The 16,477-nt window shown below is 68.1% G+C and carries 14 protein-coding genes; 10 read left to right on the top strand and 4 right to left on the bottom strand.

The window, feature by feature from the left end; all coding sequences use genetic code 11:
• Positions 1–549 precede the first annotated feature (549 nt).
• On the bottom strand, positions 550–3,102 hold the full coding sequence (locus LQ771_RS09400; protein ID WP_231349145.1) for an ATP-binding protein: 2,553 nt from the start codon (positions 3,100–3,102) through the stop codon (positions 550–552).
• A 425-nt stretch (positions 3,103–3,527) separates the two neighbouring features.
• Here LQ771_RS09400 and LQ771_RS09395 point away from each other — a divergent pair, with 425 nt between their 5' ends.
• The 6 genes from LQ771_RS09395 (at position 3,528) to LQ771_RS09370 (ending at position 9,077) form a co-directional block, all read left to right on the top strand.
• A complete protein-coding gene (locus LQ771_RS09395; protein WP_231349144.1) occupies positions 3,528–3,851 on the top strand; it encodes a hypothetical protein in 324 nt (107 codons plus the stop codon).
• 283 nt (positions 3,852–4,134) lie between these two features.
• The gene (locus LQ771_RS09390; protein ID WP_231349143.1) at positions 4,135–4,896 is read left to right on the top strand and encodes a sensor histidine kinase; all 762 of its coding nucleotides are present in this window, start codon (positions 4,135–4,137) and stop codon (positions 4,894–4,896) included.
• Complete coding sequence (locus LQ771_RS09385) at positions 4,893–6,401, top strand: DUF7125 family protein (protein ID WP_231349142.1); 1,509 nt, start codon at positions 4,893–4,895, stop codon at positions 6,399–6,401. The genes LQ771_RS09390 and LQ771_RS09385 overlap by 4 nt, the downstream gene beginning before the upstream one ends.
• A gap of 5 nt (positions 6,402–6,406) precedes the next feature.
• The gene (locus LQ771_RS09380; protein WP_231349141.1) at positions 6,407–6,799 is read left to right on the top strand and encodes a response regulator; all 393 of its coding nucleotides are present in this window, start codon (positions 6,407–6,409) and stop codon (positions 6,797–6,799) included.
• A 220-nt stretch (positions 6,800–7,019) separates the two neighbouring features.
• Positions 7,020–8,222 (top strand): serine hydrolase domain-containing protein, encoded by a 1,203-nt coding sequence (locus LQ771_RS09375; RefSeq protein WP_231349140.1) that lies wholly within the window; start codon positions 7,020–7,022, stop codon positions 8,220–8,222.
• 348 nt (positions 8,223–8,570) lie between these two features.
• A complete protein-coding gene (locus LQ771_RS09370; protein WP_231349139.1) occupies positions 8,571–9,077 on the top strand; it encodes a hypothetical protein in 507 nt (168 codons plus the stop codon).
• A 259-nt stretch (positions 9,078–9,336) separates the two neighbouring features.
• On the opposite strand, the gene LQ771_RS09365 is transcribed toward LQ771_RS09370, so the two are convergent.
• Positions 9,337–10,188: a LysR family transcriptional regulator gene (locus LQ771_RS09365; protein WP_231349138.1), complete on the bottom strand. Its 852-nt coding sequence runs from the start codon at positions 10,186–10,188 to the stop codon at positions 9,337–9,339.
• Between the two features lie 127 nt (positions 10,189–10,315).
• Here LQ771_RS09365 and LQ771_RS09360 point away from each other — a divergent pair, with 127 nt between their 5' ends.
• The gene (locus LQ771_RS09360; RefSeq protein WP_231349137.1) at positions 10,316–11,332 is read left to right on the top strand and encodes a zinc-dependent alcohol dehydrogenase family protein; all 1,017 of its coding nucleotides are present in this window, start codon (positions 10,316–10,318) and stop codon (positions 11,330–11,332) included.
• Between the two features lie 110 nt (positions 11,333–11,442).
• On the opposite strand, the gene LQ771_RS09355 is transcribed toward LQ771_RS09360, so the two are convergent.
• The gene (locus LQ771_RS09355) at positions 11,443–11,820 is read right to left on the bottom strand and encodes a YajD family HNH nuclease (RefSeq protein ID WP_231349136.1); all 378 of its coding nucleotides are present in this window, start codon (positions 11,818–11,820) and stop codon (positions 11,443–11,445) included.
• A gap of 158 nt (positions 11,821–11,978) precedes the next feature.
• Here LQ771_RS09355 and LQ771_RS09350 point away from each other — a divergent pair, with 158 nt between their 5' ends.
• Positions 11,979–12,428 (top strand): CopD family protein, encoded by a 450-nt coding sequence (locus LQ771_RS09350; RefSeq protein ID WP_231349135.1) that lies wholly within the window; start codon positions 11,979–11,981, stop codon positions 12,426–12,428.
• Between the two features lie 180 nt (positions 12,429–12,608).
• On the opposite strand, the gene LQ771_RS09345 is transcribed toward LQ771_RS09350, so the two are convergent.
• The gene (locus LQ771_RS09345) at positions 12,609–13,616 is read right to left on the bottom strand and encodes an NAD-dependent epimerase (RefSeq protein ID WP_231349134.1); all 1,008 of its coding nucleotides are present in this window, start codon (positions 13,614–13,616) and stop codon (positions 12,609–12,611) included.
• 258 nt (positions 13,617–13,874) lie between these two features.
• On the opposite strand from LQ771_RS09345, the gene thrS reads away from it, so the two are divergent.
• Both thrS and infC read left to right on the top strand, forming a co-directional pair.
• Complete coding sequence (thrS, locus tag LQ771_RS09340; RefSeq protein WP_231349133.1) at positions 13,875–15,776, top strand: threonine--tRNA ligase; 1,902 nt, start codon at positions 13,875–13,877, stop codon at positions 15,774–15,776.
• A gap of 45 nt (positions 15,777–15,821) precedes the next feature.
• Positions 15,822–16,349: a translation initiation factor IF-3 gene (infC, locus tag LQ771_RS09335; protein WP_425491349.1), complete on the top strand. Its 528-nt coding sequence runs from the start codon at positions 15,822–15,824 to the stop codon at positions 16,347–16,349.
• Positions 16,350–16,477: the final 128 nt, after the last annotated feature.

Genomic DNA, 16,477 nt, shown 5'->3' with positions numbered 1-16,477 from the left:
TGGCGCGGGACGGGTCGGGTCCGTCGAATGGGGCGACCCCGGAGGGCTTTGCTTCCACGCTCTTCGATCAACTCGGGCGCCCGGCGCCTCCGTGATCCGGTGGGGAGCGGCACGCCGGGGCCGTAGCGCCCCGCGCGAGGTCGCAGCCGATCGCTTCGTGCAGGGCGGCCTGGCGTCCGGTTTCCACGCCCGCGGCCACCACCGCGAGATCCACGACGTGGCTCATGGCGACGATCGCGCCGATGACCTCGACCGCGGCCGCGGTCTTCCGGAGTGCGCCCAGGAACTCCTGGCGATCTCGACCATGGTGACCGGCAGGGGGCGCAGCCAGGCGAGCGATGCGCGGTCCGCGCCACGTCGCACGCGCCCTGCAGACGGGCCGTAGACGAGCACGGCCGTATCGTGGTTCAGCCCCGGGGTTCGGACGGCCAGTCGCTCGTCACGCTGGTGTCAGTCGATAACCGGGGCACCTTCTCTTCGGGGCGCAGGTGCGCGCTGGCAGTGCCTCTCCGGCATTGGCCCCATGCATCCATCCTCCGCTCGGCCGGATCAGGCGCTCCGTTGCGTCGGCTCCAGCAGATCGGCCACGGCGCCGACCAGTTCGGCCTGGCGGAACGGCTTCGCCAGGCGGGGCAGGCCGCCGGCCTCGCGTTCGGTTAGGGTGGCAAAGCCGGTGATCATCAGCGTGGGGACGTGCGGGTGCAGCCTGCGGACCTGTTGGGCAAGCTCCGCGCCCGTCATGCCGGGCATGGCGTAGTCGGTGACCAGCGCATCGAATGCGAGTCCGGCGTGGATCTTCTGCAATGCCTCGTAGCCGGAGCCGACGGAAACCACGCTGTACCCCGCGTCGGCAAGCATTTCGGCCGTGCCGCCCCGGACCAGGTCCTCGTCATCGACCAGCAGCACGGTCGCGGCGGGCACGTCGGGGATCGCCGCATCGTTCGCCGACGTCTGCCAGATGGGGGGTGCCTCCGTGGATACGGGCAACCAGAGCGTCGCGGTGGTACCCCGGCCCGGACGGCTGTCCAGCGCGAAATCGCCGCCGGACTGGGCGGCAAGCCCATGCACCGAGGGCAGGCCGAGCCCCGTGCCGCGACCGACGCCCTTGGTGGTGAAGAAGGGATCGATCGCACGTTTGACCGTCTGCTCATCCATGCCGATACCGTTGTCGGTCACCGAGAAACGGATGTAGCGCCCCTCGCGCAACCGCGGATGGTCGCCTGCGATCTCCTGGGTGACGCGCACGGTCAGATCCCCGCCGGCGGGCATCGCGTCGCGGGCGTTGACGACCAGATTCAGCAACGCCAGCTCCAGCTGGTTGGGATCGACCAGCGCCGGCGGCAGTCCGTCCGCACAGGCGATCGAAAGCCGGATGCCCGGCCCGATCGACCGCGACACCATGTCGGAGAAGCCGGCCAGGAGCCGGGCGACGTCGACCGGGCGGGGCGCAAGGTGTTGCCGTCGGGAAAAGGCGAGCAGCCGCTGGATGAGCGTCCGCGCGCGCTCGGCCGCCTGCAGGCCGCCGGCGGTCATGCGTCTGGCGCGTTCGTCGCCGTCCAGGCGCCGCGCGAGCATGTCGAGCGCGCCGAGGATCGGCGTCAGCAGGTTGTTGAAGTCGTGCGCCACACCGCCGGTGAGCTGTCCGATGGTCTCCATCTTCTGCATCTCGTGGACCTGTGCCAGCGCAGCCTGGCGCTCATCCACCGCGACGGCGATGCGCTCTTCCAGCTCGGCGGTCAATTGGCGCAGCGCGTCCTCGCCACGCTTGCGCGCGGTCGTGTCGCTGGCCGCACCGAACCATTCGACCAGCCGCCCTTCGCTGTCGAGCATCGGTACCGCGCGGGCGTGGGTCCAGCCCAGACGGCCATCGGCCTGGCGGATCCGGTGCTCGGACTCGAACATGCTGCGGCTTGCGATCGCCTGCCGCACGGCCGCGAGGACACGCGGCTGGTCGTCCGGGTGGACGTAGGTCTGCAGCCAATCCTCGCTGGGCTCGGTCGTGTCGGCGAGGAAGCCCTGGCCTTCGAGCTCGCGCAGCTCGCGCCAGTCCGCGCTCATCCGGAACACCGAATACGCGCCGGTGGTGAGCAGGGCGCGGAAGCGCGCCTCGCTTTCGCGCAGGGCATTCTCGGCGGTGGCCTGCTCGATCGCCGCCCAGGTGCGCGTCGCCACGTCCTCGATCAGCGCCACTTCCTGCTCGGTCCAGCGATGCGGCTCGCGGAAGTTGACGTAAAGGGTGGCGACCAGGTGCCCGTCGCGGATCAACGGCACCGACACGACCGCGCGTGTCTGGATCGCCCGCCAGAGCGCCGGATCGTCCGCCTCGGCCTCGACGTCGGCGCAGACCTCGGTCATGCCTTTCCGGTGGCGGGCCACGCGCTCGGCGCCGAACCAGGTGAGCGGGTAGCTGTCCGTCAGCGGTTCGACACCGTCGGCGAAGCATGCGTCGAAGACCAGGCTTTCATCGTCCGGCTGCACCCTGGCGTAGCCGGCGCGCTGGGCGCCCAGGTGGCGGCCCAGCGCCGTGACCGCCCGCCCGATCAGCACGCGCGGGTCGGCAATGCCGCTGAGCGCTTCTTCCAGTTCGATGCGAAAGCGCTGGCGGCGGACGGCCAGCACCTGGTCGGTGGTTTCGGCGACGGCACAGAACATGCCGCCGATCGAACCGCTTTCGTCCCACACCGGCGAGTACGAGAAGGTGAACCAGGTCTGTTCGTCGAAACCCTTGCGGTTCATCAGCAGCGGCAGGTTTTCGCGGTAGACGCCCTCGCCCGACAGCGCTGCATCGATCAGCGGCGCGATGTCCGGCCAGATCTCGCGCCAGATGTCTTCGAAGCGGGCACCCAGCGCCGCCGGGTGCTTGGCCCCCAGTATTTCGGCGTAGGGATCGTTGTAGAGAAAGCCCAGCTCAGGCCCCCACGCGACGAACATCGGGAACTTCGAGTTCAGCAGCAGGCTGACCACCGAGCGGAGCGATTGCGGCCACTGGTCGGGCCTGCCCAGCGGTGAACTCGACCAGTCGTGGCCACGCATCATCGCGGCGACCTTTCCTCCGCCGGCGAGGAAGCTTTCCTCGGGCAACGTGACATCAGGCAGGGACACGGGGCTCTTCCTCTTGGGGGTGCGCAGCTGGGCCTTTGTGGCTGGTTGCTCACGTAATGGTCAGAGCGGTGGCTCCGCGTGGCGACCGGAGGGTAAGGGGCACTGCCATCGTGCTCACCGGAGTTTCCGGGCGGCCGTGAAGCCTATCAACAACATACTTAACTCGGTGTGGAGCCTGGCCACGAAAAACGGGACGTGGTCGGGCAATTTCCGCTCGCGGCTGCGTGCTGCCGGACGAGTCGGAAGCAGTAGCGCGCTTGTCGCCCATGTCGCCGAGCCGGGCGCATCGGGTCTACCAGGGGCTGCCCACCGAGGCGGAAGCGACACCGGGACGCGTGGCGCGCATCGCGTCCTCCTGGCCAAGCCACGGCCAAGGCGGGGGTGGCACGACCTGGCCCTTGCGCCGACTGTGCTAGCAACCTCCCATGGAGCATCGGCTGACACCCGACGGGCGCTATGTGGTGGTTCGTGGCCGGCTCTGGCGGGCCGCCAACCCGGCGTTGGCGCCCGAGCTGCGGGAGGCATGGGTTCGTCGGCTGATGTCGGCGCGCCGGGCGGTGGGAGAGGCGCGCCGGTCGCAGGATGCCCAGGCGCTTGCGCGCGCAGGGAAGGCGGTCGACGAAGCCAAGGTGGCGCTCGGCGAGCGGGGCCCCGTGTGGTGGAGCGACGGCGCTCCCGACCTCAATCGTCACCTGGTGAAGAACACACCGTACGCGGCATGGTTCGGGGGGCGACAGAGTGACCCCTGATACCCGTTCCGGCGCGATGTCCGTTGCCCGGCGTCGAGGCAAATGGACGTCCGTCGCTTAACCTAGGGAACCCTGCCGGTCGACCAGAGGCTCGCCATGGAGATTTCCGCCCGTATCCGGAACGCCGCCGACGATCACTCGACAGCGTCGGGTGCCACGGCTAGGCTGGGTGTCGGCATTTGCAGCAGACGGCTCCTGATGCCTTACCGCGCTTGCCCGCAGCCAGGCGAGTTGGAACAGCCGCAAGGGTCTCCACCCTTGGCCCATAGGGAGCAAGGCCGCGTTGAGTTCTTCCCAAGATCAGTCGTCGCTCATCGATGAGCTGCGCAAGGCGGTCGCCGCCCGCGATGACTTCATCGCGGTAGTGGCCCATGAACTGCGCAACCCGATGACGCCGATCGCCGGCCAGCTCGAGTTGCTGGTCGCGCGGGCCCGGAGCGAGGGCGCCTCGGCGGCCATGCTCGCCGGACTGGAACGGCTGGAGCTCGCGGTGGCGCACTACATCCGGCGTGCCTCGGTGCTGCTTGACGTGTCCCGGGTCAACGCGGACAACCTGTGCCTGGAGCCCTCCACCTTCGACATGGCCGAGCTGATCGCGCAGACTTCGCGCAACTATCGCCTGCTGGCCGAACGTGCCGGCTCCTCGCTGCAATGCCATGCGCAGCCACCCGTGATCGGCACCTGGGACCGGCTTTCCAGCGAACAGATGCTGGACAATCTTGTGTCCAACGCGATCCGCTACGGTGCCGGCAAGCCCATCACCATCGGTCTGCAAGAGGCGCCCCACGGCATCGTGCTGTGGGTGCAGGACCAGGGCATCGGCATCGCGCCGGAAGCCCAGGCGCGGATCTTCGAGCGCTTCGGCCAGGCAGGCGGCGGCCGCACCAACGGGGGCTTCGGCGTGGGCCTCTGGCTGGTGCGGCGGCTGGTCGAGGCCCAGGGCGGGCAGATCCAGGTGCTGAGCAAGCCGGCCCATGGCTCGACCTTCACCGTGCGCTTGCCGCGCGACATCACCCAACACAACCCAGCGAGTCCGAGTACGTGAACGTGACAGACCAGGCCCTGCGGCGTATCCCCACCGGCGTGCCGGGATTGGACGAGATCCTGGATGGCGGCCTGTTCGGCGGCGCCGTCTACATCGTCCGCGGTTCGCCGGGCGCGGGCAAGACGATCCTGGCCAACCAGGTCTGCTTCCATCACGTGGACCAGGGCGGCCGCGCGCTGTTCGTGACGCTCCTGGCCGAGAGCCATGCGCGCATGCTCCAGCACATGGCGGGCATGGAGTTCTACCGCGCCGAGGCCATCCCGGGCTCGCTCTACTACATCAGCGCGTTCCGCACGCTCGAGGATGAGGGCCTCAAGGGCCTGATGGACCTGCTGCGGCGCGAGATGCGCGCGCACCGGGCCGGCCTGCTGGTCCTGGACGGCCTGCTCGCGGTGGAAGAGAGCAGCAGCTCCGACCGCGAATTCCGCAAATTCATCCACGAGCTGCAGGCGCATGCCGCGCTGGCCGATTGCACGGTGCTGTTGCTGACCAACGGCAGCCGCGCCGAGTACCACCCCGAACACACCATGGTCGACGGCCTGATCACGCTGGACGACACCGCCTACGGCAAGCGCCGCCAGCGCGAACTGGAAGTGAAGAAGTTCCGTGGTTCGGCCTCGCTGCGGGGACGCCATCCCTTCCGCATCACCGACAACGGCATCGAGCTTTACCCCAGGGTCGAATCGCGCCTGCCCACGACCGGCTATGGCTCCACGAAGGAGCGCGTTTCGACGGGCATCGCCGAGCTCGACGCGATGATGGAAGGTGGCCCGCTGGGTGCGACGTGCACGCTGCTGCTGGGTGCCAGCGGCGCGGGCAAGACCACGCTGGGCACCTGTTTCCTCAGCCGTTCCAGCATGCAGGAGCCGGGACTGCACTTCGGTTTCTACGAGACGCCCGCGCGGCTGGTCGCCAATGCCGCATCGATCGGGCTGCACCTGCAACCGCTGGTGGACTCGGGCGCGCTGGAAATCATGTGGCGACCGCCTACCGAGCAGATCCTGGACGACCTGGGCGGCGCGCTGCTCGCTGCAGTGAAGCGGCGGGGCGTCAAGCGGCTGTTCATCGACAGCCTGGGGGGGTTCGCCGCGGCCGCGGACCTGCCCGGACGGCTGCCGGTGTTCATGGCCGCGCTGGCCGATGAACTGCGCGCGCAGGGCGTTACAACCTTGCTCGCGATGGAGACACCCAACCTCGTCGGCCCGGACATCAAGATGCCGACCGAGGGCATTTCCGCGCTGAGCGAGAACATGGTGCTGCTGCGCTTTGCCGAGTACCGCCTGCGGCTCCACCGGCTGATATCGGTGATGAAGGTCCGCGGAGGTGCATTCGACCCCCGCCTGCGCGCGTTCCAGGTATCCGACGCGGGCGTGGTGCTGGCCGACGGGTTTGCCGACGCCCCATCGATGCTCTCCGGCTACGGCATCGAGTGGAGCGACACGGACCTGGCGCATGCCCAGGCGAGGCCGTCGGCGCGCACGACCTCGCCGCCGGAAAAGGGGTGAGTCTGATGCGCACCGTGCTCGTGGTCGATGACGAATTCGGCGTCGCCGAGGTGCTGGAGGCCATCCTTCAGGACGAGGGCTATCGTGTGGTGACCGCGATCAACGGCCGCCAGGGCCTCGAGCGCGCGGCCGAGACGCCGCCGGACCTCATCATGCTGGACTTGATGATGCCGATCATGGGCGGCGCCGCGACACTGGCCGCACTGCGCGCCGAGCCGCGTTTCCGGCAGGTGCCGGTGATTCTGATGAGCTCCCTGGACGAAGCGACGGCCCGCGAGTCCTGCAGCGGCTTCCAGGCATTCCTGCGCAAGCCGTTCCGGATCGCCGAGATGCTGCCGGTGCTCGAGCGGCTGGTTGACGCGGGCGAACCGGTGCCGGGCGACCGCGCCGGGGCCTAGCCGGAAAGCGGCGCAGGTGTGCGATGGATGCGTAGCCGGTGCCGAAATCGTCGATGGCGATGCGGACGCCGCAGTCGCGCATGCGCCGCATCGCCTGTGTAATGGCGTCCAGCAAGCCACGGGTCTCCGGGCCGTCCCGCGCCCGGGAACGCCGCGACCCCATGCGATGAGCCCGGTCCGCCTTAAAATGACGTCCCCCGCATCGCGCTGGCCATCCTCCATGCCCCTGAAGCTCCTCGCCCGCCTGTTCGCAGGCATCCTTTGCCTTTCCGTCCCGCCCGCGTCGATCGCGGAGCAGGCCACCCAGACCATCGGGCAGCAGCGCGAAGGCGTGCTGTTCTGGACCCAGGCCGAACGCGAGGCGCGCTTCCCGCAGATGTACCGGCGCTTCCCCAGCGACCGGGCCATGCATGGCGCGCATGTCCACGCCTTGCCGCAGGGACGGCCGCTGTCTGTCGAGGGGAAGGACACGCCGGCCTGGCTTGCCGGCTACATGGAGCGGTATCACATCGCCGGTGTGATGGTGCTGCAGGACGGGCAGGTGCGCCTGCAGCGGTATGCGAAAGGCTTCGGGCCGGAGCAGCGCTGGACCTCGTTCTCGGTGGCCAAGTCGGTCACCTCGACGCTGCTCGGGATCGCCCTGCAGCAGGGCCACATCCGCAGCATGGACGACACGCTGGGCACCTACATTCCGGAACTGCGCCACACCGCGTACGAGGACGTCACCGTGCAGCAGTTGCTGACGATGACGTCCGGTGTACGCTGGAACGAGGACTACGCGGACGCCCGGTCGGACGTGGCGCAGATGTACCTCGGCGCCTGCGTCGACGGCCGCGCGCATGTGCTGTCGTACCTGGCGAAGCTGCCACGGCAATGGCCCGCCGGCACCCGCTGGAACTACAACACCGCGGAGACCGATCTGCTGGGCATCCTGGTGCAGCGGGCCACGCACCGGTCGCTGGCCGACTACCTCTCGCAGACGATCTGGCAGCCCTACGGCATGGCCGACGACGCGTACTGGATCAAGGACGAGTGCGATGGCAGCGACACCGGCGGCAGCGGCCTGTCGGCCACGCTGGCCGACTACGCGCGGCTGGGACAGTTCATGCTCGGCGGCGGCCGCATCGACGGCAAGCCGGTGATCGCCAGCGCGTGGCTGCAGGGCGCCGTCCGGCAGCAGACCGGGGTGGACGAGCCGGGCCGTGGCTACGGCTACCTGTGGTGGACCGACACCGACGGCAGTTACGCGGCAATCGGCATCTTCGGCCAGATGGTCTACGTTGATCCGGCACGCAAGGTGGTGATCGCCCAGGTGGCCGCCTGGCCGCAGGCCACCAGCAAGGCGTTGGTGGCCGCGCGTCGTGCGTTCGTCGCCGACATCAAGCGTGCGGTGGATGGCGAGAAGATGCGGCCGTCGCCGTGAATCCTGCGCTCGATCGCGCCGTTGGTCGCCGGATCGAACCGGATATCGGCGCTGGCGACCTCCCGCGATGGACGGCCGGCCAGGCCGCGTGACCTGGATCTGGACTCGGCGCATGGACCACCCCGTTTCGCTTGCCGATACTGCCACCTGATCGCGCACTTTCATCCGCTGTCGTCCGCGGGAATCCCGGGCAGGCATGGGATCGCGGAGTGGCGGTCAAGCCCTGTGTGCGAGGGGCAAGCGGCGGTTCGGCGCGGGCGGCCCATGCAGGGACGCCGGTGGCCCGGCGCCTGGCTGTTTTGGGCATACTTCCGGCCGGCCACGAAGGCCGGACTGAGGGAGCAAGCAATGGGGAAGATCATGACGGCGGCGGTGCTGGCACTGGGGATGCTGCAAGCCGCGCAGGCGGCCGACGCGGTGCACGTGCAGCGGCCGGTGCCATTCAACGAGGACGCCGAGGTGCCGGGTGCCGTCAAGCGCGAGTGCAAGCTGGACGAGCAGCTGGCCGATTTCGTGGCGCAGTACGCGCGCGAGAAGGGGATCACGGTCGAGTTCGCGCCGCAGGTCACCGCGACCTCGCCGGGCCAGTCGCTGGTGATGGAGATCAGCGACGTGGTGTCCGACGGCAATGCGTTTCTCGGCCACCACAAGTCGGTGACCGTGAAGGGCAAGCTCTACCGCGATGGCAAGCTGGCCGGCAGTTTCAAGGGGCGCCGCAATTCGATGGGCGGCGCTTTCGGCGGCTTCAAGGGTTCCTGCTCGGTGCTCGGTCGCTCGGTCAGGGCCCTGGGCGAGGACATTGCCGGATGGCTGGCCGCGCCGCGCGAGGATGCCCAGCTGGGTGATCTCGAGTAGGAAACGCGAGAGGGTGGCGACCGGTCGGCGTGGCATCACGCGCGGTCGCCCGCCCGAAGGCCTCCGGTGGCGTGGAGGGTCTAGCCACCGGAAGTGTCCCGGGCATGCGCGGGACGCTCCCTTGCCGGAGCGGATGCGGCAGGCGGCCGGGCTGATCCGGGCCTACCAGGCGGAGTTCTCCGCCGTTCCGCGAAAAAGCCGGAAGGGCCCGCGGTCGATCCAGATATTCCGTCCGCTGCTCCACGCGCGCTGGAGCGGGTCAATCCGCCAGCCGCGCCACCACCAGGTCAAGCAACGCCCGCAACCGTGCCAGGCGCCGCATGTCACGGTGGTAGCCGATCCAGGTCTCCCGCGTGGGCGGATCTTCGCCCAGGTCGATGCGTTGCAATCCCTCGATGGCGTCCCCCAGCGGGCGTGGCAGCACGGCTACGCCCCCGCCGCGTACGCACATCCGCGCCTGGACGGCGCGGGCGTTGCTCCGGAAGACGACGCGCGCGTTGGGAAGCATCCCCTGCAGCCACAAGACGTCCGGCATCGCGCCGAAGGCGGTGTCCATGGTGATCAGGCCCATGCCCGCGCCGTCGCCGGCCTCGGGCGCGGGCTGGCCCGCGGCCACGTAGACGCCGTACGGCATGCGCAGCAGCTTGCGCGACACGATGTCCGGCTCCTCGAAAGGCTGGATGCGAAAGGCCAGGTCGGCCTCGCGGCGCGACAGGCTGAAGAGGCGCGAGTCCGTGAGCAGCTCGATGATCACGCGCGGTTGGCGTTGCGAGAATTCCGCGAGCACGGGCGTCAGCAGGTATTCCGCGAACCAGTCCGATGCCGTGATGCGCAGCATGCCCTCCAGCTGCTTCTCCTGCCCGGTGAGTTGCCGCTGCAGGGCGAGCGCTTCGTCTTCCATACGTTCGGCGTGGGCGAGGACGGCGGCACCCTCGTCGGTCAGCACGAAGCCGCTCTTGGTCCGCTGGAACAGTGTGTGGCCCACGGCCCGTTCCAGCGCCTGCAGCCGCCGGCCCATCGTCGGCTGGGTTTGCCCGAGCCGGCGTGCGGCCGCGCCCAGCGTGCCCTCGCGCGCGATGGCCAGGAAAACGCGCAGGTCGTTCCATTCCATCCCTGCAGCTCCAGCGGGGTGAGTGGCGGCCATTCAATTATGCATGGCCGCAATGCGGCTGTTCGGATTTCCGGGCGGATGCGGCGAGCGTAGCGTGGTGGCTCCCATCGCAGCGCCCGAGTCCATCATGAGCACGTCCCATTCCATGCAAGCCGCAGTGCTTGAAAACCACAGCGCACCGTTCCGCCTGGCCTCCATCCCCCGACCCATGCCGCAGGCGGGGCAGGTGTTGGTGCGCATCGCGGCCAGCGGGGTCAACCCGCTGGACCTGAAGATCCGCGCCGGTGCCGCCGAGCATGCACGCCATGCTCTGCCCGCCATCCTGGGCATCGACCTGGCCGGCGTGGTGGCCGCGGTGGGTCGGGGCGTCAGCGATTTCCGCGTTGGCGACGAGGTCTATGGCATGACTGGCGGCGTGGGTGGCCTGCAGGGTTCGCTGGCTGAATACGCCGCGGTCGACGCCAGCCTGCTCGCGTTGAAGCCAGCCCACTTCAGCATGCGCGAGGCCGCCTCGCTGCCGCTGGTGTTCATCACCGCGTGGGAAGGGCTGGTTGATCGCGCCCACGTCGGCGCCAGCCACACGGTACTGGTGCAAGGCGGCGCGGGTGGGGTCGGCAGCATGGCCATCCAGATTGCGCGCGCTTTCGACGCCCGGGTGTACGCCACCGATACCGCGGCACGCGGCACCCTCATCCGGCAGCTTGGCGCCATCCCGATCGACTACGCACAGGCTTCGGTCGAGGACTACGTCGCCGAGCACACCGCCGGCCGCGGCTTCGACGTGGTCTTCGATACGGCCGGTGGCGCCAGCCTGGATGCGTCATTCCGTGCCGTGTCGCGGTTCGGCCACGTGGTGAGTTCGCTGGGCTGGGGCACGCATGCGCTGGCGCCGCTCTCGTTCCGTGCGGCCACCTATTCGGGCGTTTTCACCCTGCTGCCGCTGCTGACCGGCGAGGGCAGGGCGCACCACGGCGACATCCTGCGCGAAGCCACGCGCCTGGCCGAGGCGGGACGGATCAGGCCACTGCTGGATGCCCGTCCGTTCACCCTCGAGACGGTGGACGACGCCTATGCGCTGATCGAGCAGCGGCAGGCACAGGGCAAGGTCGTCGTCAGCATCACGCGACGGGCAGATGCGGGATGACGCCGGCTGGCGTCCATACGGAGCGGTCCATGCGCACCCGGTTCGGAGCCGCTCGCGCTGGAGCCGGGCAGCGCATCGCCGGGGTCTGCCCCGGCGGCGCCGTCAGCGGCTCAACGCTTGCCCCTGGCCTCGAGCATCGCCTTGAGGTCGGCGAACGGGTTGCCGGTGGCGGGAGCTTGCCCGTCAGGCTCGTAGCCCGCGCCGCGCACGTGATCGATGTAGCGGGAGTGCTCGTTGTCGTGGCAGTACACGCACAACAGTTCCCAGTTGCTGCCGTCGGGCGGATTGAAATCGTGGTCGTGGTTGCGGTGATGCACCGTCAGTTCGCGCAGGTTGCTGCGCGTGAACTCGCGCCCGCACCGACCGCACACCCACGGGTACATCTTCAATGCCCGCTCGCGGTAGCCAAGCTCGCGCTGCTCGGCGGCGCGGCGGGCGTCGGCAACGATGCGGTCCAGTTTCGAAGTGTCGGGCGTGCGTTGGCTCATGGCGGGTTCCGGCGGCGGTGCTGCCTGCATTATCGCGCCTGCGGGAGCGGCGCGCGGTCACGAGACCTGCGTCCGACGCGGCGTTCCCGGGGGCGGTCGCTGGAGAGGACTTGGCGGGTGCGCCACAATGGCGTGGTTCCGTCACCAGGCGACCGCGCATGACCTACCTCTGGCTCAAATCCTTCCACCTGCTGTTCGTCATCGCCTGGATGGCCACGGTTTTCTATCTGCCGCGGATCCTGGTGAATCTCGCCGAAGCGGGCAACGACCAGGCGGTAGGGGAGCGTCTGCTCCTGATGGGGCGGCGGCTGTACAAGTTCGGCCACAACATGTTCGGCATCGCGTTCCTGTTCGGGCTCGTGTTGTGGCAGGGCTGGCGGGTGTTCCCCGCCACGCTGCCCAACGTGGCGTCGGGCACGCACTGGATCGATGTCAAGCTTGGATTGGTGGCACTTCTGCTGGGCTACTTCATTATCGTTGGTCGGCTGTTGAAGCATCGCGGAAACGGTGGCGCGCTGCCCTCGTCACGGGCATTGCGCTGGCTCAACGAATTGCCCGTACTGCTGTTGTTGGGCGTGATTTTCCTGGTGCTGGCCAAACCGTTCTGATCCATGATTCCCATCGGCTGGCGAATCGCCCGCCTGGTATGGGCCTACTGATGGCGGCCGTCGGCTGACTGCACGGCCAGCGCCCGGCGCTGCCACCCCTCGGTGGAGCCCGTGTCGCGGGCGGGCGCAGCAGGATCGAGGCCTGGCGAGGCCCGCGACGGGCGTGCCGGACGATGGTCTTCAGCGCCCGTGGTACTCGCGGTACCACTGCACGAAACGGGTGACGCCATCCTCGATCGAGGTGCCGGGCGCATAGCCGACGTCGCGGCGCAGGGCGGACACGTCGGCCCAGGTGTCGGGCACGTCGCCCGGCTGCATCGGCAGCAGGTTCTTTTCGACCGTACGGCCGAGGTTCTGCTCCAGCAGCTCGATGAAGCGCAGCAACTGCACCGGCTGGTCGTTGCCGATGTTGTAGACGCGGTAGGGCGCGTTGGACGTGCCCGGATTGGGATGCTCCGGGTCGTAGGCCGGATCGGGTTGGGCCGTATGGTCGAGCGTGCGGACCACACCCTCGACGATGTCGTCGATGTAGGTGAAGTCGCGGCTGTGGTTGCCGTGATTGAAGACGTCGATCGGCTCGCCGCGGCTGATGCGGTCGGCGAACAGGATCGGCGACATGTCCGGGCGGCCCCACGGACCGTACACGGTGAAGAAGCGCAGGCCGGTGGTAGGCAGGCCGTAGAGATGGCTGTAGCTGTGCGCCATCAGCTCGTTGGCCTTCTTGCTGGCGGCGTAGAGGCTGACCGGGTGGTCGACCGCATCTTCCACCGCGAAGGGCATCTTGCGGTTGGCGCCGTAGACGGAGCTGGACGAGGCGTAGACCAGGTGCTCGATCCGGCCGTGGCGGCAGCCTTCCAGGATGTTGAGAAAGCCGTCCAGGTTGCTCCGAACGTAGGCGCGCGGGTTCTTCAGCGAGTAGCGCACGCCGGCCTGTGCGGCCAGGTTCACCACGCGCTGCGGCTGGAACTCGGCAAAGGCGCGGTCGATCGCGTCGGCGTCCGCCAGGTCGGCGCGCAGGTGGGTATAGGCCGGGTGTCCGGCGAACTGCGCCAGGCGCGCCTCCTTCAACGACGGGTCGTAATAATCGTTGTGGTTGTCGATGCCGAACACTTCGTCGCCACGCGCGAGCAGGCGCTGGGCGAGCGCGGCGCCGATGAAGCCGGCGGTACCGGTGACGAGGATGCGCATCCGTTACGGTTCCAGTTTGGGACGGGGTATTCTAGCGGGCCGGAGCGTGAGGGCCGGGCGCACGGCGCACGGGATCCCGTCTCCTGCAAGGCATTCTCGGCTAGACTAGGCGTCCGTTCGAGACAAGGTGGCCCGCGCGTAAGCGCCGGTCGAGCGTGCGACATGGCGACTACCCTTTTCCATCGCTGACCTCCCGACGCCTTTGTTTCGTGCATGAAAGGGCGTTTCGCCCTTTTTTGATTTCCGGGGTTCCCATCCATGATCGAAGTGTCTCTCCCGGACGGCAGCAAGAAGCCGTTCGACCATCCCGTGACCGTCCAGGACGTGGCCGCCTCCATCGGCGCCGGCCTGGCCAAGGCGACGCTCGCCGGCAAGGTGGACGGCAAGCTGGTGGACGCCAGCTTCCCGATCGACCATGACGCCCGCGTGGAGATCGTCACCGAGAAGAGCCCCGAGGCGCTGGAGATCCTGCGCCACTCCACCGCGCACCTGCTGGCGCAGGCCGTGCAGCGCCTGTATCCGGGCGCGCAGGTCACGATCGGCCCGGTGATCGACAACGGCTTCTACTACGACTTCGCCTACGAGCGGCCGTTCACGCCCGACGACCTGGCGAAGATCGAGGCGGAGATGGAGAAGATCGTCAAGGAGGCGCTGCCGGTCTCGCGCTCGGTGAAGTCGCGCGACGAGGCGGTGAAGTTCTTCCGCGACCTGGGCGAGGTCTACAAGGCCGAGATCATCGAGTCGATCCCGTCCAACGAGGAGCTCTCGCTCTACACCCAGGGCGAGTTCACCGACCTGTGCCGCGGCCCGCACGTGCCCAATACGGCCAGGCTGCGATCGTTCAAGCTGATGAAGGTGGCCGGCGCGTACTGGCGCGGCGACAGCAACAACGCGATGCTGACGCGCGTCTACGGCACCGCCTGGCTCAACGACAAGGACCTCAAGGCCTACCTGCACCAGCTGGAGGAGGCCGAGAAGCGCGACCACCGCAAGATCGGCAAGGCGCTGGACCTGTTCCACCAGCAGGAAGAGAGTCCCGGCATGGTGTTCTGGCACCCGAACGGCTGGGCGATCTGGCAGCAGGTCGAGCAGTACATGCGCGGCGTGTACCGCAAGAGCGGCTACCAGGAAGTGCGTTGCCCGCAGGTGCTTGACGTGTCGCTGTGGAAGAAGTCCGGCCACTGGGACAACTACGCGGAAAACATGTTCTTCACCGAATCGGAGAAGCACACCTACGCGCTCAAGCCGATGAACTGCCCCGGCCACGTGCAGATCTTCAACACCGGCCTGCACAGCTACCGCGAGCTGCCGATCCGCTACGGCGAGTTCGGCGGCTGCCACCGCAACGAGCCCTCCGGCGCGTTGCACGGCATCATGCGCGTGCGGGCCTTTACCCAGGACGACGGCCACATCTTCTGCACGCCCGGGCAGATCGAAGCGGAGGTCACGGCCTTCCACCAGCAGGCCATGCAGGTGTACGGCGACTTCGGCTTCAAGGACATCGCGCTGAAAATCGCGTTGCGCCCCGACAAACGCATTGGCTCGGACGAGGTCTGGGACCGTGCCGAGGACGCATTGCGCAAGGCGCTTTCCTCCGCCGGCGTCCAATGGGAAGAGCTGCCGGGGGAGGGCGCCTTCTATGGCCCGAAGATCGAGTACCACATGAAGGATTCGATCGGCCGCGCCTGGCAGGTCGGCACCATGCAGGTCGATTTCATGATGCCCGAGCGGCTGGGCGCCGAGTATGTGGACGAGCAGTCGCAGAAGCGCCACCCGGTCATGCTGCATCGCGCCATCGTCGGTTCGATGGAACGCTTCATCGGCATCCTGATCGAGCACCATGCCGGCAACCTGCCGGCATGGCTGGCCCCGGTGCAGGCGGCGGTGTTCTCGATCACCGACGCCCAGGCCGGTTACGTGCGCGAGGTGACGCAAGCCCTTGTCGACAAAGGCTTCCGCGTCCAGGCCGATTTGCGCAACGAAAAAGTCGGCTATAAAATCCGCGAGCATACGCTGCAGAAGGTCCCTTATCTCCTCGTGGTCGGTGACCGCGAGAAGGAAGCGGGGGCCGTTTCCGTGCGTACCCGTTCGGGCGAGGATCTGGGCAGCATGCCGCTGGCCGCCTTCGCCGAACGACTACAGGCCGAAACGCGGCGTTGATGTTCCGCGTGGCCTAATTCAATAACTCTTCTGGAGGATAGTGGTATCGCTACCACCGACAACAAGGGCAACCGCCGTAACCTCGAAATCCGCGTGCCGCGCGTGCGCGTGATCGGCGTCGACTCGGAACAGCTGGGCATTCTCACCCGCGACGAGGCGCTGGCCATGGCGCAGGAAGCGGGCATGGATCTGGTCGAGATCCAGCCCAACGGCGACCCGCCGGTCTGCCGCATCATGGATTACGGCAAGTTCAAGTTCGAAGCCCAGAAGAAGGCGTCCGCCGCCAAGAAGAAGCAGAAGCAGGTCGAGATCAAGGAAGTGAAGTTCCGTCCGGTCACGGACGTGGGCGACTACCAGATCAAGCTGCGCAACATGCTTCGCTTCCTGGAAGAGGGCGACAAGGTCAAGGTCACGATCCGCTTCCGCGGCCGTGAGATGTCCCACCAGGACCTCGGCCAGAACCTGGCCAGGAAGATCCAGGAGGACATCGGCGACAACGGCCAGGTGGAATCCTTCCCCAGGCTGGAAGGACGCCAGATGGTCATGATGATCGGGCCGAAGAAGAAGCAGTAAACGAAAAGGCGGCCTCAGGGCCGCCTTTTTCTTGCCTCGGTTCCGCCGCTCCCGGGCCCTCTCCCGGAAGGGAGCCGACTGTGCCACCCACGTTGAACGGGCTTGCTGGCGGGAGAGAGGCGCCTGGC

Origin of the sequence: Frateuria soli (assembly GCF_021117385.1) — a bacterium.
Taxonomy (GTDB): Bacteria; Pseudomonadota; Gammaproteobacteria; order Xanthomonadales; family Rhodanobacteraceae; genus Frateuria_A; species Frateuria_A soli.
The sequence above is the reverse complement of the archived record's forward strand: the minus strand, read 5'-3'. Positions and strand labels throughout refer to the sequence as shown.

Excerpts from the sequence above, each read along its gene's own strand:
- LQ771_RS09345 (WP_231349134.1), bottom strand. The coding sequence starts at position 13,616 with ATGCGCATCCTCGTCACCGGTACCGCCGGCTTCATCGGCGCCGCGCTC.
- LQ771_RS09370 (WP_231349139.1), top strand. The coding sequence starts at position 8,571 with ATGGGGAAGATCATGACGGCGGCGGTGCTGGCACTGGGGATGCTGCAA.
- LQ771_RS09355 (WP_231349136.1), bottom strand. The coding sequence starts at position 11,820 with ATGAGCCAACGCACGCCCGACACTTCGAAACTGGACCGCATCGTTGCC.
- LQ771_RS09360 (WP_231349137.1), top strand. The coding sequence starts at position 10,316 with ATGAGCACGTCCCATTCCATGCAAGCCGCAGTGCTTGAAAACCACAGC.
- thrS (WP_231349133.1), top strand. The coding sequence starts at position 13,875 with ATGATCGAAGTGTCTCTCCCGGACGGCAGCAAGAAGCCGTTCGACCAT.
- LQ771_RS09380 (WP_231349141.1), top strand. The coding sequence starts at position 6,407 with ATGCGCACCGTGCTCGTGGTCGATGACGAATTCGGCGTCGCCGAGGTG.
- LQ771_RS09365 (WP_231349138.1), bottom strand. The coding sequence starts at position 10,188 with ATGGAATGGAACGACCTGCGCGTTTTCCTGGCCATCGCGCGCGAGGGC.
- LQ771_RS09375 (WP_231349140.1), top strand. The coding sequence starts at position 7,020 with ATGCCCCTGAAGCTCCTCGCCCGCCTGTTCGCAGGCATCCTTTGCCTT.
- LQ771_RS09395 (WP_231349144.1), top strand. The coding sequence starts at position 3,528 with ATGGAGCATCGGCTGACACCCGACGGGCGCTATGTGGTGGTTCGTGGC.
- LQ771_RS09350 (WP_231349135.1), top strand. The coding sequence starts at position 11,979 with ATGACCTACCTCTGGCTCAAATCCTTCCACCTGCTGTTCGTCATCGCC.